We start from the raw sequence: 25,757 nt of genomic DNA, 5'->3' as shown, positions 1-25,757 counted from the left end.
GATCACCCCGGAAAAATGGCGGCGACGCCCCTTCGGGCGCCGCACGATTGCTTGGGTGGGCCTCAGGCCCCGGCTTCGAAAGCGATCTTGCGCGCGCGATAGAGCGGGTAATCCACCAGCGCGGAATAGCGCAGCGCGGTGTCGCGGTATTCCTTCCAGCTGGCGTAGATATCGCGCGCGTAGTCGTCCGTTTCGCCCAGTTCAGCCACGACTTCGGCCGAGGTGATCGCCAGAGCTTCGAGCACGTCATCGGGATAGAGCCGTACATCGACGCCGTGGTCGTTGCGCAGTGTGTCCATCGCGCGGGCGTTGTAGTAGGGCCATTCGCCGATGTTGATGGAGTTCGCGGACTGCACCGCGTGACGGACGATGACCTTTTCGTGCGCGCTGAAATCGTCCCAGAGGTCCGCGTTCATGCCGATCTCGCCGGCGCTGTTCACTTCCTGCCAGCCGGGCGCATAGTAGTACTTGGCGTATTGATGGAAGCCGTTGGCGCTGTCCAGCCATGCACAGCAGAGCTCGGTCGCGTCGATGGCCCCCGACTGCAGGGAGGTGAAGATCTCCTGCGGGGGAATCATCACCGCGCTGGCGCCGACACGGCGCATCACTTCGCCCGCGATGCCGGAGCTGCGCATCTTGACGCCCTTGAAGTCGTCGAGGGAATTGATTTCCTCGTTGAACCAGCCGGCCATCTGCGTACCCGTGTGACCGCAGGTGAACCCCTTGAGATTGAACATCTCGCGGTAGGGCTTGTCCTGCAGCTCCTCGCCGCCGCCGAAATACATCCAGGCGCAGTGTTCGTTCGCGTTCAGCCCGAAGGGCACCAGCCCGAAAAACGTGACCGGCTGCCACTTGCCCGCCAGGAACATCGGCGAGGCATGGTAGAAATCCGCCGTCCCCTGGCCCACGGCATCGAACACCTCGAAGGCGCCGACAAGTTCACCCGCCGCGTTGACGTTGATGGTGATCGAACCGTCCGACAGTTCCTCGACGTACTTGGCAAAATTATACGCGATGGAAGCCAGCCCCGGGAAATTGTGCGGCCAAGCCATGACCATCGTCAGTTCCCGCCGATTCTGTGCGATTGCGGGCGCGGCCAGGGTCATGGCCCCCGCCCCGAGAGCGCCCGATTTGAAGAACGTGCGTCGATTGAGTTTCATCTGTTTCCTCCCTGAGCGGCGTCCGACCGCTGTTTCGAGGCCGTCTTGCGGCCCGTCGTTGCGTCGCCCGGCGAAGGCCGTCCTTCCTTTTGCCAAACAAACGCCTGTTCATGTTACGCCGAATGTGTAATCTCGCAACAGAAAATTTGCGCAACCATGCAGATTCACCGCCAGCGGGAACCGGGAGGAGCCGCCCCGCGGAATGCAATAACCTTTAAACATCAAAGGGATACGCACATGGAACAGACTATGGGTACACAAGGTACCAAGCCCGCCGGCATGTCGGATGCGGAATGGGAGGTCCGAGTCGACCTCGCCGCGGCCTACCGCCTGATCGCGCATTTCGGGATGGATGACCTGATCTACAACCACATCTCGGCGCGTGTGCCGGGGCCCGAGGAACACTTCCTGCTGAACCCTTTCGGCGTGCTCTACGAGGAGGTCACGGCATCTTCTCTGATCAAGGTCGATCTTGACGGCAACAAGATCGACAAGACCGAGGAGAACATCAATCCGGCGGGCTACGTGATCCACTCCTGCGTGCACCGCGAACGGCCGGATCTCACCTGCATCATCCACACCCACACCACTGCCGGCGTCGGCGTATCAGCGCAGGCGGAGGGGTTGTTACCCCTGAGCCAGACCAGCCTGCTCTACTGGGATCTGATCGGTTACCATGAATTCGAGGGTCTGGCCCTGAACATGGAAGAGCAGCAGAGGCTGCTGGCCGACCTTGGTCCGGAACGGCACATGCTGATCCTGCGCAACCACGGTCTGCTGGCGTGTGGCCGGTCGATCCCCGAGGCGTTCATCATGATGTTCTACCTGGAGCAGGCCTGCCGCATCCAGATCGCGGCCCAGGCCGCAGGGTCGCTTCATATTCCGCCGAAAGAGGTGCAGCAGCTGGCGCACAAGCAGGCCATGACCGGACTGGGTGCTGATCTTGGCACGCGGGAGTTCGCCGCGCTTAAGCGGCGGCTGGATCGGCTGGGAGCAGAATACGCCGTTTGATCTGTATGCCTCGGCGCGACGCGGTGCGCTGCCACGTCACGCGGCGCTCCCCGCCGGGGGGCGTCCCGCCGACAGAGGCTTGAGCAGCGCGTAGCCCATGTCGTGGACGGGCACCGGCACCGAAAGGCGCCTGGCCTCGCGCACCAGCCAGCCCACGGTCGCCTCGAGCTCGGTCGCGCGGCCACGTTCAAGGTCGTCGAGCATCGACGCGCGCGTCCGCCGGTCGGCTTGCGAGACGGAAAACGCGAGGTGGCGATCGACGATGTCGGCAGGCAGATCGACACCGCGCGCTCGTGCCAGCGCCGCCACTTCCGCCATCGCTGCGCGGTAGACCTCGCGGGTCTCGGAGCAGTCGATCCATGCGCCCAGCGGCGCGCGGGTGAGCGCGCATACGATGTGGAACGGGGCCAGCATGACGAACTTTGCCCAGATTTCCGGCAGCGGCTCTTCGAGGTAGGACATGTCGAGACCTGCGGCCGCACCCAGTTCGGCAAGCCGCGGCCCGTTCGGATGCGCCGCGCCGGCCACGTAGGGACCGAACAGGGTTCGGGTGACGGCCCCGGTGTGGCGCACCTGCCCCGGCTCGGTCACGCCGGCGGGCACATAGGTGATGCCGCTGAACACGCGGTCTGCGCCATAGGTGTCCGCCATGACCTCGAGACCCGCCAATCCGTTCTGCAGGCTGAGAAGACGGGTCTCCGGCCCGATCATCGGATCGAGGTTGGCAATCGCCGCCGCGGTGTCCTGCCCCTTGACCGTTATCATCAGGATATCCACCGGACCCAGTTGCGCCGGATCGTCGGAAACGACGGTCGGCTCCATGTGAATGCGGCCTCCGTCGTGCTCGAGCTGCACGCCCTTCTCGCGCAGCGCGGCCAGTGTCGCCCCCCGCGCCAGCAGCCGGATTTCCGCACCGGCCTGGCCAAGGTGGGCAGCAAAGAACCCGCCGATGGCGCCCGCGCCGACGATCCCGATCCGCAAGGTCACAACGCTGCATCCCGCGTGCAGGACGTGTCTGAGAATCTGTTGTGCATGTCTGCCCCCGTGAAATTCGGTATCGGCCCGGGCGGGCCGTACCTGCGGCAGGAAACACCATTCCGGTCAGTTTGCCAAACGATTGTTAGGGAAAGAGCCAGATCGCGATGACCCTGCCGGCGGCATCGGTTCTTATCAGCCGTGCCGCCTACCGCTCCGCCGCGAGGCGCGCCGCTGCCGCCGCGGTGTCGCTGTCGGCGGTATCCACGAGGATGGCGGGCGACGAACAATCCGGCCCCGGCGTTTCGCCGTAGCAGACGCCGCCGGGGTGTGCTGCCGCGTTCAGTATCTCAAGGCCGTCCATCGCCCAGGCGCGAACCCTGCCCGACCTGCCCCGGTCCGGGGCGGCAATTCCCGGGTCGCCGATGGCGAAGGCGCCGGTCGGCCCGGCCGCGGTCAGGCGGCCGAAACCGGGGACTTCCAGCGTGCCCGCCTGAAAACCGATACCGCAGAGAAACGCGGGCTCCGCGAGGCGCCAGTTCGGGTCGAACACCGCTTCGGCGGGCCGCCGGTCGAGCCAGGACCACGTCGCCCGGCCCCGCAACCGCGCGCTGTCGCCCCGGGTCTCCGCGATCAACGCGGCATGGCGCAGCGTGCCGGCAGCGCCCCGCGGCAGGCGCAGGGGCACGGGTGCATGGCGCGGCACATCAGGCAGGGCCATGATCGGGGCATGTGTCAGCACGATCCAAGCGCTGGCGAACCCGTGGCGCGCCAGCACCTGCGCGAGCGTGTCGTGCAACTGGAAATAGCCATCCGCCGTGTCCTCGAAGAAGCGGCCAACGACGGGTTGCGGATCGGCCATTGTCAGAACAGGTTGAAGTATTCGGCCTGCTCCCAGTCCGAAACGGTCATGAGGTAACGGTCCCATTCCGCCCGTTTGAGATGGCCGAGATAGGAAACGAACCCCTCGCCAAGCGTCTGGCGGAACAGGGGACTTGCCTCGAACGCGTCGATGGCGGCGCCGAGGCTTGTCGGCAAGAGCGCGGCGCCCTCATAGGGATTTGACGTCGGTGCAGGCGGTCTGGCCTTGCGTTGCAGCCCGTCCAGCCCCGACAGGATCTGCGCGGCCAGCGCGTAATGAGGGTTGGCGGTGGAATCCGGAGCACGGTTCTCGATCCGGCTCGCCCTGTCGCCCCTGAACATCAGCGCCCGGATCATCGCACCGCGGTTGTCCGTGCCCCACTGGATGCGGTTCGGCGCAAGCTGGAACGGCGTGTAGCGCTTGTAGCCGTTGACCGTCGGCGTCGTGAGCAGGCAACTCGCCGCGGCATGTTCCAGCAGCCCCGCGATCCACCCCTCGGCCGCCGGCGTGGGGATCCCGTCCTGCTCGGGCATGAATGCCGGAACACCATCCTTGGCCGAGACGAGGGACTGATGGATGTGCCAGCCGTTGGCCGCAGCGTTGGGCAGTCCGGGCTTGGCCATGAAACTGCCGTGCAGCCCACGGGCGTGGCAGACTTCCTTGACCATGGTACGGAACAGCACGAACCGGTCGGCCTGCTCCATCGGGTCGGACGCGTCGAAGGTGAATTCGTACTGGCTCGGCCCCATCTCGATCTCGACCGAGCGCGGCGCAAGGCCCATCACCTCGGCCGCACGGCGCAGCGCGTCGAGAAGCGCCTCCGCCTCGCCGTAGCGCGTCTCTGTCAGGTATTGATAGCCCTGCGTCGTGTTGCGGGTGGCGACCGGCGCGCCCGGCATCGTCGCCTGCCCATGGTCGAGCCGCGCGTCGATGCGCTCGAACACCTGAAACTCCACTTCCAGCCCCATCATCGCGACATGGCCCGTTCCCGCAAGCCGTTCCACCGCCGTGCGCAGCACATGCCGCGGGGCAAAGGGGATGGGCGCGCCGTCGCGCAGCACGACGTCACCCAGAAGCAGCCCGCTCTTCGGCGCCCAGTCGAGTTTGTGGAACGCCGCCGGATCCGGCACCAGAAGAACGTCGCTGGCGCCCCTCAGCGTCAACCCGTCGAGGTCGTCCCGACCGGACCAGACATCGAAAACCGTCCGGTGCGCCGTGTCCTTCAGCAGCAGGGTCGAGGGCAGCCCCAACCCCGAGACGAATGCGGATTCAAGGGCAGATGCCACCAGCGTCTTGCCCCGCAGGATGCCATGCTGGTCCGAAAAGGCGAGCCGCACGGTTTCCAGTCCGTCGGCCTCGACCCGGTCCAGCAACTCTGCCGCCTGACGCTGCGCGTCATCGTCCAGCAGGCCCATCTGCGCCAGTTTTCCTGCGCCGATGCGGGAATGTCTTTGCGTTTTCATCCCCGGATCAGACGGTCGCGTCCCACGGGCAGGCCGCCCGCCGCGCCATGTCGGCGGCGTGGTTTGCCCCGGACCAATCACGCGTCTCCGCGATCGCATCGTTCGATAGCGGCCCCTTCAGGGCGCACAGGTCCGCCTGCCCGCGCATCGGCAGCACGGCCTCGTCGGCCTCCTCCACCGCCGCGATGCACTTCCGCAAGAGCCGACGGTACCGGACGATGGCAACGTCGCTGCGCCCCAGATGCTCCTGGGTGCGGTCCTGAATGGCGCCCATGCCCTCGACCGCCCACTGGTCGTGGACGTTGATGTCCAGCCCCATGCCCGTGTAGGTCGTGCTCTGCTGCTCGGCCGGGTTGTATCCATAGCGATTATCGCGGTTCTTCTTCGGCGCGTATGTCGGCAGTTCGTGCTCTTCCAGACGCTGCGCCCGCATCACGTCCTTGTTCACGGGCGCACCGAAACTGGTGAACATCGACACCCAATAGCAATTCTCATCGTCGATCGGCACATGCCATTGCGTGATCGTCATCTCGCGCGACATCGGAATGCAGATCGCGTCGGGAAAGATCTGGTTCGTCACGCGCACGTGGGTCAGTTCGTTTTCCATGTGGCGCAGGGCCACGATCTTGAGGCCGAAGTCGGTCTCTTCCACTTGGATGTCGGGGCGCGGATATTCGCGCAACACCTGTGTCATCGGCATGTTCGTGTGGGCCGCCCGGTCGCGGAACTGTTTTCCGTAGCCGTCGCCGGGATCCTCGTCCTCGAGAAACCGATGCAGGAACGACGCATGTGCCGGGTCGATCCCGATTTCCAGGGCCTGCAGCCAGTTGCATTCCCACAGGCCCTTGAAGGCGAAGACATGGCTTTCCGGCGCGCGGAAGCAGTCGAACTCGGGAAAGGAGGGCGGCGTGTCGGGACCGAGGTAGGCGAACACCACGCCGTTTCTTTCCTGCGCCGGGTACACCGGCCCCCCCTTGACCAGCACGATCTCGGACGGGTCGGGTGAATGGCTCGGCGCCTCGTCGGCGGCGGCTTCGCGCGGCACAAGCTGCAGGCCGCCGCGATCATCGGCCACCAGCGCAAGCCGTTCGCCCAACAGGTTCACCGCCAGCGGCAGTCCGCGCGCCATCTCGTCGCTCAGCGCCGCAGGCTGCCAGTAGCGCCGCAAAACGGCACCCGCCGGCGTTCCCGGGCCGACCCGGGTGATGCGGTCGTTGAGTTCCTGACTGATCATGGTCGATCCTTTCCTGCGGTTGCGCGGGCGTCCTCCCGAGGGAGAACGCGCCGGGCCAAAATTCGGCCCTCTTCTTCCCTGACGGGCACCATCGGCACCTTGATGGCCTTGTACATCTGCGACCCTTCCGGTTCGGCGGGCTGCTCCACGCATTGGCCGGTCCTGTCGAAATGCCAGCCGTGAAAGGGGCACCGCAGCCCGCTGTCTTCCAGCCGACCGTAGCACAGATCCGCCCCGCGGTGGGGGCAGTGCCGGCCGATAAGCCCCAGATGGCCGTCGTCATCCCGGAACAGAACGAACGGTCTGCCGCCAAGTGTGACCGGGATCAGCGGACGCTCCGGGTCGAGCTGTCCGACTTCCGCGATCTGGACCCAGTCGCCCTCTGCATTGTCGGCGTCCGTATCGATCTTGCTGCTGTCGGTCATACGCGTTGACGGCCCATCAATAGTGCGTTATTTGAACTTTAAGTCGATAATTGATCTTATCGCGGCCGGGAGTTTTGTCAACATGACGATCGGAGCAAGCACCTTCGCCAAGGGACTGCAGGTGCTCGCCTGTTTTCAGACGGCGCCGCACAGCATGACGATGGCCGAGGTCGCGCGCCGCACCGGTTTCGACAAGGCCACGGCGCGGCGGCTCTGCCTGACCCTGGTGGACTGTGGCTACCTGCGGCAGACGGGCCGGGCACTCGAGCTGACGGCGCGCACCCTTGCTTTGGGTGCGGGCTATCTCGCCGGGCACGATTTCGGCCGGCGTGTGCAACCGGTGCTCGACAGGGCCGCGCCGGAACTCGACAGCGAGATCGCGCTTGCCACGCTGGACGGTCAAAGGGCCATCTATGTCGCCCGTGCCGCCACGCCTTCAGCGCGGATTTCCCTTGGCTTCACGGTGGGCAGCACCCTGCCCCTGCTCCCGACCGCCATGGGCCGGGTGCTTTTGGCCCAGCTTCCCCCTGCGGAGCGCGAAGGTTACCTGAACGATGCGGAAATCCGGCAGTTCACCTCCGCGACAGAGGTGGACAGATCGCGCCTCCGCGCCTCGATCGAAGCAGCCGCCCAGGAAGGCGCGTGCCACCTCGAGAACGAGTTCGAGATGGGCGCAGGCGCGCTGGCGGTGCCCTGCGGCCTGATTGGCGGTGTTCCCGCAGCGCTCGGTACGACGGCGACGGTCGGGATGCTGCAGGAACCGGAACGGCGCGCCCAGATCCTCGATATCCTGCGGCGCGCGGCGCTAGGGCTGGGGTTCGACCGACCGGAAAGCTAGCGCGCGCATTAATCAGCGGGCCCCTCAAGACGAGACCTTGGGCAGAAACCCGAAGGTCAGCGCCGGGACGTCACCCTGCCGCTGACTGATCGGTCAGGCGCCCCGAGGTCATCGCTGACAGCAAGACAAATGCGGCCGCCGTGCCCATGACGAGGGTCAACCCGCCGATCTGGTAGGTCAGGCCGGACAGAAGCGTGCCGATCAGACGACCGCCCGCATTGGCCATGTAGTAGAAGCCCACATCCATCGTCACCCGGTCGGATTTCGAGAAGGCAAGGATCAGGTAGGAATGGAGCGAAGAATTGACGGCGAAAACCGCCCCGAATGCCAGCAGGCCTGCCACGAGCGTCACCGTCAGCCACGTCTGCGGCGCGGGCGAGAGGGCAACGGCCACCGTGAGCGCGGCGGGCACGACAAAGAGCGCAAGGGCCCAGCCCCGGGCCGCGCGGATCAGTTCGCCCTCCGGTCTGCTCGCCGCACGCAGGATCCCGGGCGCAGCGGCCTGCACCATCCCGTAGAGGATGATCCAGACCGCCATGAACGTCCCGATCAGGAAGAACGCGGCACGGTTGCCCGCCTCAGTCCCATCGGACAGGACCGCGTAGAAATAGACCGGGATGCCCACGACGAACCACACGTCGCGCGCCCCGAACAGGAAGACGCGTGCCGCCGACAGCCAATTCACATTGGCGGATTTCGAGAACACTTCGGAGAACTTCGTGCCCTTCTTCCCCTTGGGCAGGCCCGAGGGCATGAAGACCACCACCGCCAGAAGGACCACCCCCAGCCCCATCGCCATCGCCAGCACGGCCCAGTCGAAGCCAATCCCGGCCAGCAGCGCAGCGCCCAGCAGGAAGCCGACGCCCTTCACGGCGTTTTTTGATCCTGTCAGCACGGCGACCCATCGAAAGAGTCCTCCGTTCGCGGTCGGAGCGAGCAGTTTCACCGCCGATTTCGACGACATCTTTGCCAGATCCTTGGCGACCCCCGACAGCCCCTGCACGCACATCACGAAAGCCACCGAGACGGCAATGCTCCATTCCGGATCAAGCTGCGCCAGAGCCAGCAGGGCGATCACCTGCAACCCGATCCCGACATATAGCGTGGAGGTCAGCCCGAACCGACGTGCGATCCAGCCGGCGGCGAGGTTGGTGATCATCCCCGCAACCTCGTAGAGGACGAAGAGGTAGGCCAGCTGCACCGGGCTGAAGCCGAGTGTATGGAAGTGGAGAAGCACCAGCATCCGCAGTGCCCCGTCCGTCAGCATGAACGCCCAATACGCCGCCGTGACGGCGATGTAGGCCGACAGGCCTTCCGGCCGGTCGTTCACAAAGACGCCCCGACCATCAGCGCCACGTCCGCCAGACGGCAGGCATATCCCCATTCGTTGTCATACCAGGCGTAGACCTTCAGCTGGGTGCCATTGACGACCATGGTCGAGGGGGCGTCGATGATCGAGGACCGCGGGTCGTTGGTGTAATCGGTCGACACCAGCGGGCGGGTCTCGTAGCCGAGGATGCCCCTGAGCGGGCCGTCCGCCGCCGCCTTGAAGGCGGCGTTGACCTCTTCCACGGTGGTGGCCCGTTCCAGTTCGAACACACAGTCGGTGAGCGAGGCGTTCAGCAGAGGCACCCGCACGGCGTGGCCATTCAGGCGGCCTTTCAGTTCCGGGTAGATCAGCGTGATCGCGGTCGCCGACCCGGTGGTCGTAGGGATCAGAGAGTTCAGGGCGGATCGGGCCCGGCGCAGGTCCTTGGCCGGACGGTCGACGATCGTCTGCGTGTTCGTCACGTCATGGATCGTCGTCATGGAGCCATGCTTGATCCCGAAGGTCTCGTGCACGACCTTCACCACCGGCGCGAGGCAATTGGTGGTGCAGGAGGCGGCGGTCACGATGCGGTGCTGCGCCGGATCATAGGTGTCGTGGTTAACACCCATGACAATGTTCGCGGTAGGGCCGTCCTTGACGGGCGCCGACACGACGACCTTCTTCACACCGGCCTCGAAATACGGGGCCAGCTTTGCCTCGGACTTGAAGACGCCGGTGCAGTCGATCACCACGTCTACGCCGTCGAGCGGCAAGTCTGACAGGGACTTCGTGCCGATGAAGGGGATGCGGGTACCGTCGATTGTCACGCTGTCAGCGTCATGGGCAAAGTCCGCCCTCCAGCGCCCGTGGACGGTGTCGAATTCCAGCAGATGCGCGTGCATCCCGGGATCGCCGACGGCATCGTTGATCCAGGCGATCTTCGCGCCGGTTTCCAGCAGGGGGCGAAGGGCAAGCTTGCCGATGCGGCCAAGGCCGTTGATTGCGTAGGTCGTCATGCGGTCACCTCGGGTTTGGCGCGGCCGATATCATCGACGGCCTGCTGTATGGCTGCACGGCTCAGAGAGTCCGGATGGAGTGCAGTGAACAATTCGATCCGGCGCTTCAGCGCGCCGTAGGCGTGCTGGAAGGCCAGCGCCTTCTGCGCGTCCCTCCCCTCGGCCTTGACCGGATCGGGCATGCCCCAATGGCCGGTCACGGGCTGCCCTTCCCACGCGGGGCACTCTTCGTTCGCAGCCTGATCGCAGACCGTGAAAACGAAATCGAAATGTGGGGCGTCGGGGCCCGAGAACTCCGTCAGATCCTTTGACCGCAACACCGAAATATCGTGGCCCTTGTCTTTCAGGACCTGAACCGCGAACGGATTGAGCTGTGTGCCCGGACGCGTACCGGCGGAGAACGCGTTGAACCGGTCGCCCGCGTATTCGCGCAGGATCGACTCGGCAAAGATGGAACGGGCGGAGTTCCCGACGCAGATGAAGAGAACGTTGTATTTGCGGTCAGGCATGGCAGGGGTTCCCGTGCTGAAAGGCAGGCAGACGTCCGGGCGCCCGCGGCAGCAGTCGCTGAAAAGGTATCCGAACAGCCGTTGCACCGCGCTCATGTCGATGGCGTAGAGAAGCGATGTGCCCGATCGCTGCTGTTCCACGAGACGTTCCCGCGTCAGGGCGGACAGGTAGGTGGACATCGTGCTGGCCTTGATGCCGAGCGTCGCCGCCAATTCACCCGCCGGCACGCGGTCCGGATAGCGGCGCATGAGCAAACGGAACACGGCCAGTCGCTGCGGGTGACCCAGAACGGAGAGCTGATCGGGAACATCTTTTTCCATATTTCATGGAATGATGAAATAAAGAGCGGAGCGCAAGTGAAGATTTTGTAACGACGGTCGATGCATCACCGTTCCGGCTGCCAGCCCATCGCCAGGACCGGAGGACGGGGCCATGATGCTTGCCCAACGTGGTTGAATTGCTCCGAAGTGTGATCGCCTTTTCCGAACCTGATAAATCCGGCAGGTGACGAAAGAAGGCGAACCTCCACCCGGATTCAGCGCAGAAACTGATAACCTGGCATCACGCCGCTTGCGTGATCTCTTTCCTGTCGCCAGGCAAAGCTTTCACGTTTTTGATACGATCAAATTCGATGAAGAAGGTGGATCCGACACCAACTTCGCTGACGTAGTCAATCACCGCATTGTGGCGATCAAGGATTTGCTCGGTGATATTCAGACCAAGACCGGTGCCGCCTACCTTGCGAATGTCAGAAGCGTCCACCTGGGTGAACTTGCCGAATACAACCTCTCTTGAACCCTCGGGGATGCCGACACCCTGATCCTCAACAGAGATGCGGACATGCGCACCAATGACCTCGACCCTCACGGTCACAGTCGATCCTTCGTCCGAAAATTTTATCGCATTCGACAGCAGATTGTTCATTACCTGAACAAGCCGCTTGTTCTCGCCTGAAATCTGGCAGGGCTCTGTGCAGAACTCGGTCTCGACAGTGATACCCAGTTTGCTGGCATAGCCTTCGGCGGACTCGACTGCCTCCTGAACGAGATCGTTCGCATCGATCGGCTTGAAGATGAACTCCATTTCGCCGGCTTCGAGCTTCTGCAGGTCAAGAAGATCCTCGACCAGGGAAGCAAGCCGCTGACTGTTTCTCGCAGCGATATCGAGCACCGGCTTGACGTTGTCTGGGAGCGTACCCCCATGACCGCGCCTGATGAGCTCCAGCGACCCAATGATCGATGTCAGCGGCGTGCGCAGCTCGTGGCTGACGATGCTCAGGAACCTCGACTTGACCTCCAGGGCAGTCTTCGTGCGCTCATTCTCCTCTTTCAACAGCGCCACATACTTCATCTGCTGCTCGTAGCCGGTGTAGAATTTGATGGATATGTCGGCGATGAAGTAGAGAACGAAGACAATCGTCCAGAATTCCAGCCAGATGGTGGAACTGAGTGGCGGAAAGAATTTAAAGATGTCGATCAGAGCGATGTAGAGGAAAGCAGCACCATAGATGGAGAGCCGCAACAGCAGGATGCCAGACATCTGACTGTTGTACATCGCGGCGAATACCGAAGCCGAGATCAGGAAGAACAGCGGCGTGAAATGTCCGGTGGCTTCTTGCTGTAGCGCGATGTTGATGATGAAGGCTGCGATGGCGACAGCGCTCAGCACGGTGTTCACGGCAATGCGCTTGAGGATTTTTCGGCCGACAATTGCGTCCGAACCATCCCAGTTCCGGGCTGCCCGGCCAAGGTGCAGGTCGAGAACCTCGGTGAGCACGACAATGCCATAGAAAGTAAAGATCGACACTGCATCGAAGTAGAATGCGGTCAGCACAGATGCGGCCAGGAAGCTGCCTTGGCGTTTCCAGACGAGTTTGTCGGCAAGCCTGATGTATTCCTTGATCTTCTGCTCGCGACCTTCTGAAGTGAACCAGTCAGGCCGACCTTCTTGGAACATTTCAAGAGCGTTCATTCTTACCTCTACGGCATTGTTAGAGGTGAAGAATAATATACAAATATGGTGAATCTTCGGCACTGGCCGGTCGAGATGTGTCTTTTCGTCCCGCTGGATGCGACGTCTGTGATGGAGACGCGAGCTGTCAGCGGCTTCTCCCGTCACAAATTCTGACAGGTAGATGTGGCCTTGGCCTGGTTCAGGCAGCCTCTGTGCGCGCCTTCTTGGAGGGAGCATAAATCCCGGTTAGCGGCGGGAAGCTGATGTTCGCCTCGGGAAAGTCCTCCATCGGTCCGAATACCGGCGTGCGCTTCAGTACGGCTGCGCTCTGCTCACGGAAGTTGACGGTCAGCAACTGTATCGGCTTGTTCAGGCGCGGATAATCACGGGGCTCAAACGCCTTCTCGTAGCCAAGGTAGCGCTGGTAGAAGGCGGTGTGCTCTGCACGGACAGGGGCGAGAGCCACGTCGATATGATAGAACATCGCGGCAAGAAACGGGATTCTCAGCGCCAGGAAGTGCAATGGCACACGCTTCTTTCGCGCAGAGGGGGCAATCACGAAGCGCGTCGGGTCGAGAATGGTCTGGCCCTTGTCAACGTAGCCCTGAAGTTCCGGGAATACTTGCAAAGTCGGGGAGGCGAGAGAAAGTCTGGAGACAAGATGCAGCCGGAGTGCCGCGATGATCTTGTCTTCCATCTCCACCGCGACATGGACGCAGTTCGCGGTATCATCGAATGGATCGGTCATCAGACCGCGTTCGTTTTCGGATATCGATTGCTCGGCTCGGTAGCACGCATATCGCAGACGGTAGATATTCTCCAGGTCGTCGCTTTCAGTCGCAACTCTGTAGCGAACGCTCGTCAGCGCATCGGTGACTCTCTGATCCATGCTCGGTCCTCTGTCTGTGCCGCTGCCTCTTGACGGGCGGATGCGGCCTTGGAGTTATCTTGGTGCGGCTCTGGTCATGCGCGACACACGAGAAGATCGCTGTATCCACGGTAAACGGGTTGCTGCTTGAGGATCTCGAAGCCGGCATCGGTCACCGCAGCCGCCAGCTCAGGGCCAGTAAAGGTCCAGTACGCCCCGGATTGCTGAGATTTCAGAATGGCCTTGTTCTGCTTTGCCACCTGGCGGCCTTGCCAGAAAACCTTGAGCGCACCTATCAGACCGTGCTCTCGTTTCAGCTCTGCGAAGAGATAGCGGCGCCAATCCGACACATCCATGTAGCGTCCAAGATCGATGAGAAAGAGATGTCCGCCCGGGCGAACCATTCGCCGCAGATCATCGAGCCGCTCCCGCTGGTTTGGCATCGTGTAGAGCGCGTGCACGCAAACGATCAGGTCAGCTTTGCCGGGAGCCTTGAACTCCTGCAGTGCGGCGGCATGAAAGTGGACCTTGCTGTATCTCGATAGTTTGGCTCTCGCGGTTCGCAACATCGTTGCGTCGGGCTCGACAAGGTGTATCTCGCTTCCGGGGAAGGCACCTGCGGCGATCTCGGTGTAGCTGCCTGTGCCGCCGCCGATGTCGTAGATGACTTGCGGCGTCTCGATGGTTGAGAGGAAGCTTTCAAATTCCTGCAGAAGGGCCCGATACTCAGGGTTGTGCAGGGACAAGAGGTCATAAGCTGTCGCATATGCGCTCCAATCGGTTTCGGCCGATTGGTTCGACGGCTTTGACCCATGAAATTCAGGACCCAAGGCGTTCTCGAGGTTGGCATTTGACGGCATATTGGGACGCCTCCGTATTCAAGCGGCCAAGACGGCCCTGTGGGTCCATGGTAGCAAGAGTCTACGGTACGAAGTTGATAGTACGAGGAATTTTTTCAGAATCGTGCACGATTGGCTCGTCACTTTTCCAGACGCGCAGCAATCTTCAGGACGTTTTCCGCCTGGAGTCCTGACAGGTTGTTACGACTCGTTTCCGCAGATGCCTTAATTCTGCCACACGATGTGAGGCCGGAAGTGCGCATAACCGCAAGTTGTAGTGTCGGGATGAAGATCGACTTCGGATCAACCCCGGGTTGATTGTCGCAATGGTTGCCCCGGAAACGTTTACCGGCCCTGATCGGGGTGTATCCAAAATGTGACATCACAAGGGCAAAAGCGCCTGATTTGACCGACGAATTCCTCATGTCCGCCAAAGTGCGAACCCAATTTTTGGCGACAACAAGACGAATCGTAACGCCTCGACAGGTCTGGAGACGTGATGCAAGTATTCGTCTTTTGTGAGGAGCCCCCCGTGCAAATCGCCGGCGGCAACGATCCGGTGGTGCTGGATCTCGTCGCGCATTTCGCAGGGCTGGTCGAGCCTGACAACATCGATGCGGCCCCGCCGTCGCAACAAGCGCCAGCGATCGAGCCAAGTGTGACCGGCCATGTCCTGATCCTTCCCGGGGCGCACGAACCCGCGCAAAGAGATCTCGATCGTGAAAGGAAAATTCACGATGCATGTATGCCAACGGTAGAGAAACAGGCTCGCCTGCTGCGCGTAGGTGGAACTACCAAAAGCCGGGCCTCGCAGCTTTTCGAAGAGCCTATGCTCGGAAAGAATATTTACTAGGCTTTGCGGGAAAACCAGCCTTTCCATCATCATCCAGAATTTAGTTGCCGTCAGGCTCAGTTGTCCGGCCGAGCTTGCAATCAAGCAGGATCTGCTTCCAATCGTCTACTGAACCCGCCGCTGGGTCCAGTCGAACAGAGAGCCGTTCACACTGGCCCCGGCAGAAAACCGTGGACGGGAAACCTTAGAAAACGATCTCCGCACTCAGCCGCAGCGAGCGACCCGGTTCCTTCAGCGGCGCCACTTCTCCGATGAATTCCTGGCCATAGGTGGCACGGCTGGAATAGTCCTCGTCGAAGAGGTTGTTCACCTCTGCCCGCAGGGTCAGGTTGTTCATCCGCTTCGGCGAATACTCGGCGAAGGCATTGACCACGGTGTAACCGGGCAGCTCCGGCCCGCGGCCCCCGGTCGTGCTGTCGTAGGTGTCCTCGTAGTCGAAGGCGATCTGCGCGTCGCCGCCGATCAGCACACCGTTGTTCAGGCGGTGCGCCACCTGGAAAGTCAGGAAGTCGCCCATCGGCATGGTCAGGTAATTGCCGTCGTAGCTGTCTGCGTTCCGGCCGTTAAGCTCCGTGTCGATGCTGGCAAAGCCGGCTCGGAAGAAACCGTTCTCCCAGGCGGTGCCGACGCCGATCTCGAAGCCTCGGGTTTCGACATCCGTGGTCAGGCCCGGCCCGCCGCGGTAGCTGGCCGCGCGGGCATCGTCGATCTGCGTGCCGAAGACCTTGCCATCCACGACCCAGTCGCCGACCGCGTAGCTTGCCGCAACATAGAGGCTATCGGAAGAAGCCGTCTGCAACCCGCCCGCCGGATACGTCCAGGCCGGGTTCATGATGTAGTTCTCCGCCAGTTCGAGTCCGCCCCAGACATGGGCATAGCCCGCGCTCAGCGTGAGCTGTTCGGTCACGTCGACTTCTCCGGAGACATTGGCTGACAAACCGGAGTCGCTCTGCTCCGACCCGTCGACGCCGGTGAATTCCTGGAAATCGGCGCGTGCGCCGAAGGACAGGCGGCTGGTTGCCGTGGGCTCCATCCGGACCTGGGCAAAGACGCCGATATTGCGCAGCTTCTCGCGGGCCACGTAGCTGTCGGCAGGCGTGGACAGACTGTCGTAGTCGATCCCCGCCTCGTCATCGTAGAAGTCCAGCCCTGCGTTCACTTCGCCCCACGCCAGCGTGAAGCGGTTCGACAGGGTGGCGCTGAAGCTGGTGGTCTCGCCAAACGTGGTCTGCACCGTGGACAGGGTGCTTTCATCGTTGAACAGTTCCGTTCCGCTGTAGGCCAGTCGCACGGTCGGATCCCACACACCGGTGGGGTTCGTCTCGGAATAGGAAAAGACCACGTTGCGCCGCTCAAGCTCGTAGGGCCGGGTCAATGGCAACGGACGGCCGCCGATGATCTGGCCGATGTTGGCGCGGTAAGGCCGCGCCTCGTCGTCGGCCACCTGTTCGTAAGAGAGTTCGAAACGGCTGCCGGACTGCGTCTCGTAGGCGACCTTGCCCAACCCGCTCAGCACGTTGGTGCCGGAGCCGATGATGTCGGTGCCACTGCCGTCCTCGCGCAGGTTGCCTTCGGCAAATTTCAGGAACCCGAGGTATTCGAACCCGCCCCGCATCCCGTAGAGCGTGACGCTGTTGGAGAAGATGTCGCCGTTGGAATCGTATTCGAACTTGTAGCGTCCGCCGAAGGTCTCGCCCACGGGCAGCAGGTCGGCCACGTCCTTGGTCTCGTAGGCCAGCGCACCGCCGAGCGCACCGGGGCCTGCATCGGCGGATGCGACACCGGGCTCGATCCGCACGGCCTTGAGCAGCGCGGGGTCGATCAGCGTGGTGGTATTGTGATGGAAGACCTTGTTGTTCTGCCTTGCCCCGTCGATGGTGATGGCGAGGTTGTTTTCCTCGATTCCCTGAACGTAGACTTTCTGTGACATCGGGATCGAACTGCCGACAGAGATCGTCGGCTCGGCCACGAAGAGTTCGGACAGGTCGGCGGGATTGCTTAATGCGAGGCCTTCGCTGGTGACGTTGATCTCGTCTTCACCGAGGCCGGGCACCGTGGGGTAGGACAGCACGATCGTCCCAAGAAACGCACCCTCGTCAATTGCCTGAGCTGTTGCCGCAGCAGGTATCAGGCCGGCAGCGAAAAAAACAAACCTGGTCGCAGTATTCATCCCGTGATTCCCCGGATAGATTGATCTTCCTGGGTTGCTGGGACGGGTCCGCGGCTGCCTCGGTGGTGTATCTGACAGAATTGGTTGGATTAGACAAGCGGATTGGCGCCGACGTGCGGAAGCCCGGTCGTCACCGCCACTGCATGCCGTTGAACTCTTCGCGGAAAGCGAACTTTTCGAGGTGCCGATCAATGACATCCCGCGCGGCATCTTCGCTCTGGGGTCCGTCAAGTTCGAAGCTCACTCTCAGCTCTCGGTCATCCGCTTTCATGTAGGCCGGGCCCATGTCAAAGTGGCAGGTGCCCTCGGTCTTGGTGAACTCCGTCTCGATCTTGTGGCCAAAGTGCTTGCAGAGTTGTTGCAGGTATTTCGACGCATTTGGCGTCTCGAAGGTGCCGGTCAATATGGTCATGATTGGTCCTTTTCTCTCGGTTTTGCCTCTGGACTGTCGCGGATGTAGTCCGTAGTTTCCGGCCGAAGTCAATCCGCTCAGCCACCCACCCGTGACAGCCAGGCGACCAGTTCCGAGGTGCCCGATGCTGAGAAAACTTGCGCTTTGCCTGTCCTTGTCCTGCGGCCCGCTGGCTGCCGAGACCGTGACCGTCGATACCTATCGCGGCCCGGTTGAGGTCGAGACAATGCCGAAACGGATCGCGGTCCTGGACGTCGCGGCGCTGGACACGCTTGCCGCGCTGGGGGTGACCCCGGCGGGGGTGATAGACCCCATTTACGTCACCTATCTCGGTGGTGCGACAAAGGGTGCGGAGAAGGTCGGCACTCTGTTCGAACCCGATTTCGAGGCCGTGGCGGCACTCGCTCCCGACCTGATCGTGGCAGGCGGGCGATCCTACGAAGCCGTGCCGGACCTCGCCCGGATCGCGCCGACCATCGACATGACCATCTGGGAAGACGTGGTGGCGCAGGGGCTGGACCGGCTGGCGGCCTACGGCGAAATCTTCGGCAAGCAGGACGAGGCGGCGGCGCTGGCGGCAGGTTTCGAGGAGAAGCTGGCGGCGACCCGTGCAGCGGTGGCCGGCAAAGGCAGCGCGCTGATCGTGATGACGGTCGGGCCCAAGGTCTCGGCCTATGGATCGGGCGGGCGGTTCGGTTGGCTGCACGACGCGCTCGACCTGCCCGAGGCGGTGCAATCGGTCGAGGACGCGACCCACGGAAAAGCCATCAGTTTCGAATTCATCCGCGACGCCGACCCCGAGATCCTGATCGTCGTCGACCGTCAGGCCGCCATCGGACAGGGCGGCGAAGCCGCGAAGGCGACGTTGGACAATGCGCTGGTGCGCAAGACACGGGCTTGGAAGAACGGCCCGGTCATGTACCTCGACAGCGCGCCGCTGTATGTCGCGGGGGGCGGGATCCAGTCGATGTCGATCACCCTCGACCAGATCGCCGCGGGCATGACCGGCAGCTGAGGCTTGGCGTCCCGCAAAATAGCCTTCCGGATCGGGCTTGTCCTGGTCGCGGCGCTCTCGGTCTGGTCGATCTTCACCGGTGTCATTGACCTGACTCCCGCTCAGGCGGTCACTGACCCCGGCGGCATCGCCCTCATCGGCATCAGTCGCGCGCCGCGGACGCTGGCGGTGCTGATCACCGGGGCGATGCTGGCCGTCGCGGGCGCGGTGATGCAGGTGATCCTGCGCAACCGCTTCGTCGAGCCGATGACCATCGGCACCGGACAGGGCGCGGCGTTGGGTATCCTCTTCGCGAGCTTCCTGATCCCCGGCGCGCCGCTGGTGGTGCGCATGGTCTTCGCCACCGTCACCGCGCTGGCGGCGACCTTTCTGTTCCTCCTCATCGTGCGGCGCCTGCCGCCGACCCAGCCGCTGCTGGTGCCGCTGATCGGGCTGGTCTACGGCGGTTTGCTGGAGGCCGGGATGACCTTCATCGCCTACCAATACGACATGCTGCAATATATCTACACCTGGACGTCGGGGGAGTTCTCGGGTGTGCTGCTTGGGCGATACGAGCTGTTATGGATCGCCGTCCCGGTGGGTGCCGCGCTCTACCTGATCGCTGACCAGCTTGCCATCATCGGGCTCGGTCGCAGCATGGCGGTCAGCCTGGGGCTGAACTATGGACAGGTCATGGCGCTGGCCCTGCTGGCGGTCGCGGTTGTCGTGTCGTTGACGGTTGTCACTGTGGGGATGATCCCCTTCGTCGGGCTGCTGGTGCCCAACATCGTCTCGCGCCGCTACGGCGACAACCTGCGGCAGACGCTGCCACTGGTGGCGCTCACCGGGGCGGGTCTGGTGCTCGCCTCCGACATCTTCGCGCGACTGGTGCGGTATCCCTTCGAGGTGCCGGTGGGCACGATCTTCGGCGTGATGGGCGCGGTGGTCTTCCTGTTCCTGCTCTACTCGCGGCCGCGCCATGCACGCTAGGACCCTTGGCCTGCTTGCGGGCGTGCTCGTGCTCTGCTGCCTTGGCTACCTCACGCTTGGCGCGCGGGCGGGGTGGGACTTCATTCTGCCCTTCCGTGCTCCCAAGCTGGCGGCGCTGCTGTTGGTCGGCGCGTCGGTCAGCACGGCGACCGTGCTGTTCCAGACCATCACCGGGAACCGCATTTTGACCCCGGCGATCATGGGGTTCGACTGGCTTTACGTGCTGCTGGTTACCGTCGCGGTGCACACGATCGGCGGTTTCGCCCTGGCCGACCTGCCGCCGCTGGTATTCTTCGCAATTGCCAGCCTGATCATGGTCGCCGCCTCGCTGCTGCTGTTCGGCACGCTGCTGCTGGAGGCGCGTCAGGACCTGATCCGAATGATCCTGACAGGCGTGATCCTGTCGGGCCTGTTCCGCGCCGGGAACGGGTTCCTGCAGCGGATGATCGACCCCAACGAATTCTCCGTGATCCAGGTGGCGAGCTACGCGCGCTTCAATGTGATCGACACCGAGATTCTCCCCGTTGCGGCCCTGCTGACCCTGCTGGGGCTCGCCGCCGCCTGGCGGATGCGGCACCGTCTGGACGTGCTGGCGCTGGGGCGCGACGCGGCAATCAACCTCGGCGAGGACCCCCGTCGCGGCTACCTGCAGGTGCTGGTGGTGGTGGCCGTGCTGGTCTCGGTCTCCACCGCCTTCGTGGGGCCGGTCGTGTTCCTCGGGTTGATCGTCGCGGCCATCGCCCATGTGCTGACGCCGGTGCCCTACCACGCCGTCCTGCTGCCTTCTGCCGCGCTGGTGTCGATGATCACGCTGGTCGGCGGTCAGGCCATTCTCGAGCGGGTGCTGCACCTCTCCACACCGCTGTCCGTTATCGTCGACGTGGCCGGGGGCGCGGTCTTCATCCTGCTGCTGTTCCGGAGCCTGCGCCCATGATCTCGATCCGCGACGTGTCACACAGCTACGGCGACCAGCCCATCCTTTCGGACGTGACGCTGGAAGTTCCAACCGGCGGGGTGACGGCGCTGGTAGGGCCGAACGGGGCGGGGAAATCGACCCTGCTGAGCCTCGTCGCGCGCCTGGTTCCGTTGCAAATGGGCCGGATCGAAGTCGCCGGGTTCGACGTGACCCGCACCCCCAGCCGCGACTTGGCCCGGCGGCTGGCGATCCTGCCTCAAACCACCGAGGTCGCCCCGCGCCTGACGGTGACCGAACTCATCGGCTTCGGGCGTTATCCGCACCATCTTGGCCGGCCGGGGCCGGGGGACCATGCCCAGGTCGCACGCGCCATCGAGACCTTCGATCTCGGCGAACTGGCCCACCGGTCGCTCGACAGCCTGTCCGGCGGACAGCGGCAGCGCGCCTTCGTGGCGATGGTCTTTGCGCAGGATACCGAGGTGGTCCTGCTGGACGAGCCGCTGAACAACCTCGACATCGCCGCCAGCCGGTCGCTGATGCGGACCCTGCGCGCGCTGGCCGACGACCACGGACGCACGGTCGTCGTCGTGCTACATGACATCAACTACGCGGCCGCCTATGCCGACCGGATGATCACGCTGGCGGGCGGGCAGCTCGGCCCTTGCGGCGCGCCCGGTGAGATCGTGACGGAGGCCCTCCTGCGCGAGGTCTTCGGGACGGATGCGGGCGTGCTTCGCAAGGGTGGCCAAGCAATCGTCCAGGTCTGAGAAGAAGAATGCATATGAGTTCGGCGCTGCGGTTGCTGAATTGCGACGTGCTGGCCCGACATTGTCATGAACTGGTCGTTCAGGACATTTGGAGTCTTGGATGGCCGATGAAGAGGACATGGATGCGATCGGGCGTCAACTGCCCTCTCAGGGGCCGGCAAAGAGACAGGCGCGAGTTCCACCCGCACTCAGAATACCCGACAGGCCAGAGTGTCATCCTGTGAGCTTTCCCCGGCAACACAATCAAAGTCCCTGCACATTTTGCTCCACCCAAGGAATATGTGCAGAGGTCATCGAAAGGCACTCGGGTGATACGGAAGCGGTCGCTGAATCCCGCTAACCCAAACGAAAAAGCCGCTCGAAGCGGCTCGTTCATATCGAAGTAAGTTGGGTAGTGGCGGACCGAGGAGGATTCGAACCCCCGACCCCTTGATTCGTAGTCAAGTACTCTATCCAGCTGAGCTATCGGTCCACTGTCGGGCGGTTTAGTGGCCCCGGCGGGGGTTTGCAAGCCCCTGTTTCGACCTGTGGAAGATTTCCTGCTCTCCGTCAGCGGGCGCTGTCGCCTTTCGGCAGGCAGACAGAGAAACAGGTGCCGGAAGCGTCACTCCCCACGAGCTTCAGTTCTCCTCCATGGCCGCGCACCAGTTCCGCCGCGATGGCAAGGCCCAGGCCGGACCCTTCCTTTCGGGTGCCGCCCTGGAATGGCTTGTAGAGGTGGGTCAAGGCCTTGGGCGGAAGTCCGGGGCCGGTATCGATCACCTCGATGTTCCAGCTGCTGTCGGTCTCGGACGCGCGCAGCACGATCTCGCCGCCCTTCCCCACCGCCATCAGCGCCTGCCGCGCATTGCGTGTCAGGTTGCTGAGGATACGGTAGAGATGCTCCGGGTCGGCGCGCACCTTGAGACCCGGCGCGATCTCGGACCGAAGGGTGATGTCATGGTCCTGCACGGCAAGGCGTTCATTCTCGATCACCTCTTCCAGCAGATCGGCCAGCGGCACGACGGTCAGGGTCGGCCCCGGTTCCTCGGCCTTGCCGAAGGCCAGCGTGCTTTCGCACAGGTGCACCGCCCGGGTGATCGAGCCCACCAGCTTTGGCGCCAGCCGCTTGACCGCCGGATCCTCCGAGGTTTCGATCCGGTCGGTGAAAAGCTGTGCGGTGCTGAGGATGTTGCGCAGGTCGTGGCTGATCTTGCTCACGGCGGAGCCGAGCTGCGCCAAACGCTCCTTCTGCTTCAGCGCCTGCGTCAGTTCGGTCTGGAGCGTGCGCAGCGCCACCTCCGCCTCGCGCAGTTCGGTGACGCCGGCCTCCGGTTCGATGATGCGACGGGCGTCTTCCGGGGCCTCGGCATAGCGCTGGATATGTCCCACCACCCGCTTGACGGGTTTGAGGAACATCGCCCGGATGGTCAGGAACAGCAGGGTCGCCGTGATCGCAGAAATGACGGCGGAGAGGATGAGAATCCGTATGCCGTAGTCGATCATCGCCATGCGCATCGGCGCGGTTTCCATGGTGATCTCGATCAGCAGCCCGGCGTCCCTGACCGGGGCACCGATGACACGGATCACCTCGTTCTCGGGTTTGAAGAGCCGCATCAAGGCGTCGCCGATCAGCGTCAGCGGGGTCGCCCTGCGCAGGTCGAACGTCTGCGAGATCGCCTGCGGCATTTCGGATGACAGCATCAACTGGCGCACGGCATCCCGGCGCAGCACGACGTTGAAGACTTCTGCGTTCTCCAGCAGTTCCGCCTCCAGCTCCGGGTCGAGCATGTCATCGGCCAGAAGCGCCAGCGAGGCGATCTGCGCACGCTCCAGCCGTTGCAACATGTAATCCTCGCGGAACCGCGCGATGGACGGCACGAAGATCAGCACCTCGGCCAGCATGACGAAGACGGTGGTCAGGACCAGCAGACGTCCGGAAAGGGAGTTCAGCATCTCTGCGTCACCCCGGCGGGACGGCGGGCGGGCTGTCGCGCCCCGGCGCGCAGGCCGCTTCCGTCACGGCAGGACCCGCTGCACGAAGCGCACGACACGTTTCACCATGTCGCTTTCGAACAGACGCGGGGCGAAGTAGGCGCCAGCCGCGCGCTTGTTGAGTTCGCCGATCGTCGGATAGGGGGCCACCATACCGGCAATCTGGCCCATCTTGATGTTGTTGGCCAGCGCAAGCGCCCAGATGCCGATCAATTCCCCGGCCTGATAACCGACGATCGTGGCGCCGACGGGCTTGTTCCGCACGACCATCACCTTGATGAAGCCGGTCGTGCGCCGTTCGGCACGGGCCCGGTCGTTGTCCTCGTAATCGACCCGCACCACTTCCAGTCCGGGCCCGTGTTTCTTCTTGGCCTCCACCTCGGTCAGGCCGACCTGCGCCAGTTCCGGGTCGGTATAGGTGACCCATGGAATCTGTACCATGCGCACCTTGGACGGCAGACCGAACAGCATGCTACGGATGATGACATTGGCGTGGTAGCCTGCGACATGGGTAAACTGCAGCCGGCCCGCCACGTCTCCGATGGCGTGTACCTTACGGTTGGAGGTGCGCAGGCCGGCGTCGACGGTCACCCCCTCCGCGTCGGACTGGACCCCGGCCTTTTCGAGATCCAGTTCTGCCGTGTTCGCGCGGCGGCCGGCGGCCACCAGCAGGTGAGAGCCCTTGAACACCCGGCCGTCTTCGGTCTCCAGTTCGATGGAACCTGCGCTGCCGCCGACCCGCGCGGCCTTGGTATTCTCCTCGATCGTCACGCCCTCCGCGCGCAGGCGCTGCAGCACCACTGCGGTGGCCTCCGGATCATCCTGGGACAGCGCCCTGTCGCCCTCGATCACCGTGACCTTGCAGCCCAGCCTGGCATGGGCCTGCGCCATTTCCATCCCGATGGGACCGCCGCCGATGATCAGCATGTGATCCGGCTTCTCGCGCAGGTCGAACAGGGTTTCATTGGTGTGATACGGCACCTCGTCCAGCCCCGGGATCGGCGGCACGAAAGGGGACGAACCGGTGGCGATCACGATCCGACGGGCCTTGATGATCGTGTCCCCCGCCTGCACCTCGTCGCGCGAGATGAAGCGCCCGTATTCGCGGATGACGCGCACACCAAGGCCCTCGAAACGCTCCTGGCTGTCCACCGGTGCAATCTGGGCGATCACGTCGGCCACATGGTCCTTTGCCGCCGCATAGTCCACGGCCCCCGGCGCCTCCTCGACGCCATACTGCGCCGCGTTCCGCTGCGCGTGGGCGGCCTTGGCGCTGGCGATCAGGGCCTTCGACGGCACGCAACCGTAATTCAGGCAGTCGCCCCCCATCTCGTTCGCTTCCAGAAGGACGACGTCCGCCCCCATCTGAACGGCGCCTGCCGCGACCGACAGCCCGCCCGAGCCTGCGCCGATCACCAGTATGTCCGTCTTGATCCGGTTCATTTCATCACGTCCTTCCGGCCTGTGGCCAATCTGATTCCGACCGGCAGCAGCGACAGGGCGCAAAGGCCGAGGATGGGCAACAAGATATGCGGCTCGAAGATGATGCCAAGGTCCGGCGTCTCTCCGCGTTCGAAGACGGCGCCCAGCCCCGCGCCCACGGAGGTATAGACGACAGCCCCCGGCATGATCCCGATAAAGGTCGAGATCACGAACCGGTGGATCGGGACAGCCAGAAACGCCGGGATCAGGTTTGCCACGAAGAATGGCACGGCGGGGACCAGGCGGATCAGGAACAGCATCGACCACTGGTTTTCATCCAGACCCTTGCGGATCCGCGCCACCAGCCCTTCGGAGGCATCCATCCGCGCCCTCAGCGCCTCGCCCAGCCCCATGCGCGCGGCGAGAAAGATCAGCGTCGCCCCGATGGTCGCCGCCGTCACGTTGAACGCCGCGCCGATCACCGTGCCGAACAGGAAGCCGCCCGTCAGCGTGGCGACGGTGGCGCCGGGAAGGGAAAAGGCCACGATCGCAATGTAGGCCGCCAGGAAACAGATCACGGTTGCCAGGTAATGTTGGTCGCGAAAGGCGATCAACGCTTCGCGATTGTCGCGCAGCGCGTCGAAACCCAGGTAGTCGCGCAGGGTGAACGCCCCGACGGCCGCCACCAAGGCGATGGCGATCAGGGGGGCATAGCGCAGCCAGCCGGACCCCTTGTTCTTGTCGGTCATGTCGCTCACTTCCATTCCATCGCCCCGGATCTGTCGCCCCCGCCCTT

The 25,757-nt window shown here is 63.5% G+C and carries 24 protein-coding genes and 1 tRNA gene; 6 read left to right on the top strand and 19 right to left on the bottom strand.

Going from position 1 to position 25,757, the window contains the following annotated elements:
- Positions 1–62: 62 nt before the first annotated feature.
- Entirely contained in the window at positions 63–1,160 is a 1,098-nt protein-coding gene (locus tag BOO69_RS02365; protein ID WP_071969955.1) for a TRAP transporter substrate-binding protein, read from the bottom strand.
- Positions 1,161–1,397: 237 nt separating this feature from the next.
- Here BOO69_RS02365 and BOO69_RS02360 point away from each other — a divergent pair, with 237 nt between their 5' ends.
- Entirely contained in the window at positions 1,398–2,171 is a 774-nt protein-coding gene (locus BOO69_RS02360; protein ID WP_237267547.1) for a class II aldolase/adducin family protein, read from the top strand.
- 36 nt (positions 2,172–2,207) lie between these two features.
- Here BOO69_RS02360 and BOO69_RS02355 read toward each other — a convergent pair whose 3' ends face one another.
- The 5 genes from BOO69_RS02355 to BOO69_RS02335 form a co-directional block, all read right to left on the bottom strand.
- Entirely contained in the window at positions 2,208–3,158 is a 951-nt protein-coding gene (locus BOO69_RS02355; protein ID WP_071969953.1) for a ketopantoate reductase family protein, read from the bottom strand.
- Between the two features lie 196 nt (positions 3,159–3,354).
- Positions 3,355–4,008: a hypothetical protein gene (locus BOO69_RS02350; protein WP_071969952.1), complete on the bottom strand. Its 654-nt coding sequence runs from the start codon at positions 4,006–4,008 to the stop codon at positions 3,355–3,357.
- A 2-nt stretch (positions 4,009–4,010) separates the two neighbouring features.
- Positions 4,011–5,471: a glutamine synthetase family protein gene (locus BOO69_RS02345; RefSeq protein ID WP_071969950.1), complete on the bottom strand. Its 1,461-nt coding sequence runs from the start codon at positions 5,469–5,471 to the stop codon at positions 4,011–4,013.
- 7 nt (positions 5,472–5,478) lie between these two features.
- Positions 5,479–6,705 (bottom strand): aromatic ring-hydroxylating dioxygenase subunit alpha, encoded by a 1,227-nt coding sequence (locus BOO69_RS02340; RefSeq protein ID WP_071969948.1) that lies wholly within the window; start codon positions 6,703–6,705, stop codon positions 5,479–5,481.
- Positions 6,702–7,130: a Rieske 2Fe-2S domain-containing protein gene (locus BOO69_RS02335; RefSeq protein ID WP_071969946.1), complete on the bottom strand. Its 429-nt coding sequence runs from the start codon at positions 7,128–7,130 to the stop codon at positions 6,702–6,704. Before BOO69_RS02335 ends, BOO69_RS02340 begins: the two co-directional genes overlap by 4 nt.
- A gap of 82 nt (positions 7,131–7,212) precedes the next feature.
- Between BOO69_RS02335 and BOO69_RS02330 the strand changes: the two genes are divergently transcribed.
- The gene (locus BOO69_RS02330) at positions 7,213–7,968 is read left to right on the top strand and encodes an IclR family transcriptional regulator (RefSeq protein ID WP_071969944.1); all 756 of its coding nucleotides are present in this window, start codon (positions 7,213–7,215) and stop codon (positions 7,966–7,968) included.
- A gap of 70 nt (positions 7,969–8,038) precedes the next feature.
- Here the strand turns inward: BOO69_RS02330 and arsJ are convergent, their stop codons facing one another.
- From arsJ to BOO69_RS02285, 9 genes are all read right to left on the bottom strand, one after another.
- Complete coding sequence (gene arsJ / locus BOO69_RS02325) at positions 8,039–9,298, bottom strand: organoarsenical effux MFS transporter ArsJ (protein ID WP_071969942.1); 1,260 nt, start codon at positions 9,296–9,298, stop codon at positions 8,039–8,041.
- Positions 9,295–10,293, bottom strand: coding sequence for an ArsJ-associated glyceraldehyde-3-phosphate dehydrogenase (locus BOO69_RS02320; protein ID WP_071969939.1), 999 nt, complete (start codon positions 10,291–10,293; stop codon positions 9,295–9,297). Before BOO69_RS02320 ends, arsJ begins: the two co-directional genes overlap by 4 nt.
- Positions 10,290–11,123: an arsenate reductase/protein-tyrosine-phosphatase family protein gene (locus BOO69_RS02315; RefSeq protein WP_071969938.1), complete on the bottom strand. Its 834-nt coding sequence runs from the start codon at positions 11,121–11,123 to the stop codon at positions 10,290–10,292. The genes BOO69_RS02320 and BOO69_RS02315 overlap by 4 nt, the downstream gene beginning before the upstream one ends.
- A gap of 241 nt (positions 11,124–11,364) precedes the next feature.
- Positions 11,365–12,774, bottom strand: coding sequence for a sensor histidine kinase (locus tag BOO69_RS02310; protein ID WP_071969936.1), 1,410 nt, complete (start codon positions 12,772–12,774; stop codon positions 11,365–11,367).
- 181 nt (positions 12,775–12,955) lie between these two features.
- Complete coding sequence (locus tag BOO69_RS02305; protein WP_071969934.1) at positions 12,956–13,645, bottom strand: N-acyl amino acid synthase FeeM domain-containing protein; 690 nt, start codon at positions 13,643–13,645, stop codon at positions 12,956–12,958.
- A 74-nt stretch (positions 13,646–13,719) separates the two neighbouring features.
- Entirely contained in the window at positions 13,720–14,484 is a 765-nt protein-coding gene (locus BOO69_RS02300) for a class I SAM-dependent methyltransferase (RefSeq protein ID WP_071969931.1), read from the bottom strand.
- A gap of 400 nt (positions 14,485–14,884) precedes the next feature.
- Positions 14,885–15,400: a hypothetical protein gene (locus BOO69_RS23295; protein ID WP_156874843.1), complete on the bottom strand. Its 516-nt coding sequence runs from the start codon at positions 15,398–15,400 to the stop codon at positions 14,885–14,887.
- Between the two features lie 100 nt (positions 15,401–15,500).
- Positions 15,501–17,387 (bottom strand): TonB-dependent receptor domain-containing protein, encoded by a 1,887-nt coding sequence (locus BOO69_RS02290; protein WP_172839483.1) that lies wholly within the window; start codon positions 17,385–17,387, stop codon positions 15,501–15,503.
- A 229-nt stretch (positions 17,388–17,616) separates the two neighbouring features.
- Positions 17,617–17,898 (bottom strand): DUF2218 domain-containing protein, encoded by a 282-nt coding sequence (locus BOO69_RS02285; protein ID WP_071969925.1) that lies wholly within the window; start codon positions 17,896–17,898, stop codon positions 17,617–17,619.
- Between the two features lie 124 nt (positions 17,899–18,022).
- Between BOO69_RS02285 and BOO69_RS22935 the strand changes: the two genes are divergently transcribed.
- Genes BOO69_RS22935 through BOO69_RS02265 form a run of 4 tightly spaced genes read left to right on the top strand, consistent with a single transcriptional unit; the run spans position 18,023 to position 21,565 of the window.
- A complete protein-coding gene (locus BOO69_RS22935) occupies positions 18,023–18,913 on the top strand; it encodes a siderophore ABC transporter substrate-binding protein (RefSeq protein ID WP_071969923.1) in 891 nt (296 codons plus the stop codon).
- A gap of 18 nt (positions 18,914–18,931) precedes the next feature.
- On the top strand, positions 18,932–19,882 hold the full coding sequence (locus tag BOO69_RS22930) for an ABC transporter permease (RefSeq protein WP_071973595.1): 951 nt from the start codon (positions 18,932–18,934) through the stop codon (positions 19,880–19,882).
- Complete coding sequence (locus BOO69_RS02270; RefSeq protein WP_071969921.1) at positions 19,872–20,816, top strand: iron chelate uptake ABC transporter family permease subunit; 945 nt, start codon at positions 19,872–19,874, stop codon at positions 20,814–20,816. The genes BOO69_RS22930 and BOO69_RS02270 overlap by 11 nt, the downstream gene beginning before the upstream one ends.
- The gene (locus BOO69_RS02265) at positions 20,813–21,565 is read left to right on the top strand and encodes an iron ABC transporter ATP-binding protein (protein WP_071969919.1); all 753 of its coding nucleotides are present in this window, start codon (positions 20,813–20,815) and stop codon (positions 21,563–21,565) included. The genes BOO69_RS02270 and BOO69_RS02265 overlap by 4 nt, the downstream gene beginning before the upstream one ends.
- A 395-nt stretch (positions 21,566–21,960) precedes the next feature.
- Here BOO69_RS02265 and BOO69_RS02260 read toward each other — a convergent pair.
- The 4 genes from BOO69_RS02260 to BOO69_RS02245 form a co-directional block, all read right to left on the bottom strand.
- A tRNA-Arg gene (locus tag BOO69_RS02260) sits at positions 21,961–22,037 on the bottom strand.
- Between the two features lie 77 nt (positions 22,038–22,114).
- Entirely contained in the window at positions 22,115–23,500 is a 1,386-nt protein-coding gene (locus tag BOO69_RS02255) for a sensor histidine kinase (RefSeq protein WP_071969917.1), read from the bottom strand.
- Positions 23,501–23,563: 63 nt separating this feature from the next.
- The gene (locus tag BOO69_RS02250; protein WP_071969915.1) at positions 23,564–24,982 is read right to left on the bottom strand and encodes a dihydrolipoyl dehydrogenase family protein; all 1,419 of its coding nucleotides are present in this window, start codon (positions 24,980–24,982) and stop codon (positions 23,564–23,566) included.
- Positions 24,979–25,710, bottom strand: a complete 732-nt coding sequence (locus tag BOO69_RS02245; RefSeq protein ID WP_172839482.1) for a TVP38/TMEM64 family protein — start codon at positions 25,708–25,710, stop codon at positions 24,979–24,981. Before BOO69_RS02245 ends, BOO69_RS02250 begins: the two co-directional genes overlap by 4 nt.
- Positions 25,711–25,757: the final 47 nt, after the last annotated feature.

Source organism: Sulfitobacter alexandrii (genome assembly GCF_001886735.1).
Taxonomy (GTDB): domain Bacteria; phylum Pseudomonadota; class Alphaproteobacteria; order Rhodobacterales; family Rhodobacteraceae; genus Sulfitobacter; species Sulfitobacter alexandrii.
The sequence above is the reverse complement of the archived record's forward strand: the minus strand, read 5'-3'. Positions and strand labels throughout refer to the sequence as shown.

Excerpts from the sequence above, each read along its gene's own strand:
- BOO69_RS02365 (WP_071969955.1), bottom strand. The coding sequence starts at position 1,160 with ATGAAACTCAATCGACGCACGTTCTTCAAATCGGGCGCTCTCGGGGCG.
- BOO69_RS02360 (WP_237267547.1), top strand. The coding sequence starts at position 1,398 with ATGGAACAGACTATGGGTACACAAGGTACCAAGCCCGCCGGCATGTCG.
- BOO69_RS02350 (WP_071969952.1), bottom strand. The coding sequence starts at position 4,008 with ATGGCCGATCCGCAACCCGTCGTTGGCCGCTTCTTCGAGGACACGGCG.
- BOO69_RS02345 (WP_071969950.1), bottom strand. The coding sequence starts at position 5,471 with ATGAAAACGCAAAGACATTCCCGCATCGGCGCAGGAAAACTGGCGCAG.
- BOO69_RS02340 (WP_071969948.1), bottom strand. The coding sequence starts at position 6,705 with ATGATCAGTCAGGAACTCAACGACCGCATCACCCGGGTCGGCCCGGGA.
- BOO69_RS02335 (WP_071969946.1), bottom strand. The coding sequence starts at position 7,130 with ATGACCGACAGCAGCAAGATCGATACGGACGCCGACAATGCAGAGGGC.
- BOO69_RS02330 (WP_071969944.1), top strand. The coding sequence starts at position 7,213 with ATGACGATCGGAGCAAGCACCTTCGCCAAGGGACTGCAGGTGCTCGCC.
- BOO69_RS02320 (WP_071969939.1), bottom strand. The coding sequence starts at position 10,293 with ATGACGACCTACGCAATCAACGGCCTTGGCCGCATCGGCAAGCTTGCC.
- BOO69_RS02315 (WP_071969938.1), bottom strand. The coding sequence starts at position 11,123 with ATGGAAAAAGATGTTCCCGATCAGCTCTCCGTTCTGGGTCACCCGCAG.
- BOO69_RS02310 (WP_071969936.1), bottom strand. The coding sequence starts at position 12,774 with ATGAACGCTCTTGAAATGTTCCAAGAAGGTCGGCCTGACTGGTTCACT.
- BOO69_RS02305 (WP_071969934.1), bottom strand. The coding sequence starts at position 13,645 with ATGGATCAGAGAGTCACCGATGCGCTGACGAGCGTTCGCTACAGAGTT.
- BOO69_RS02300 (WP_071969931.1), bottom strand. The coding sequence starts at position 14,484 with ATGCCGTCAAATGCCAACCTCGAGAACGCCTTGGGTCCTGAATTTCAT.
- BOO69_RS02285 (WP_071969925.1), bottom strand. The coding sequence starts at position 17,898 with ATGACCATATTGACCGGCACCTTCGAGACGCCAAATGCGTCGAAATAC.
- BOO69_RS22935 (WP_071969923.1), top strand. The coding sequence starts at position 18,023 with ATGCTGAGAAAACTTGCGCTTTGCCTGTCCTTGTCCTGCGGCCCGCTG.
- BOO69_RS02270 (WP_071969921.1), top strand. The coding sequence starts at position 19,872 with ATGCACGCTAGGACCCTTGGCCTGCTTGCGGGCGTGCTCGTGCTCTGC.
- BOO69_RS02265 (WP_071969919.1), top strand. The coding sequence starts at position 20,813 with ATGATCTCGATCCGCGACGTGTCACACAGCTACGGCGACCAGCCCATC.
- BOO69_RS02255 (WP_071969917.1), bottom strand. The coding sequence starts at position 23,500 with ATGCTGAACTCCCTTTCCGGACGTCTGCTGGTCCTGACCACCGTCTTC.
- BOO69_RS02250 (WP_071969915.1), bottom strand. The coding sequence starts at position 24,982 with ATGAACCGGATCAAGACGGACATACTGGTGATCGGCGCAGGCTCGGGC.
- BOO69_RS02245 (WP_172839482.1), bottom strand. The coding sequence starts at position 25,710 with ATGACCGACAAGAACAAGGGGTCCGGCTGGCTGCGCTATGCCCCCCTG.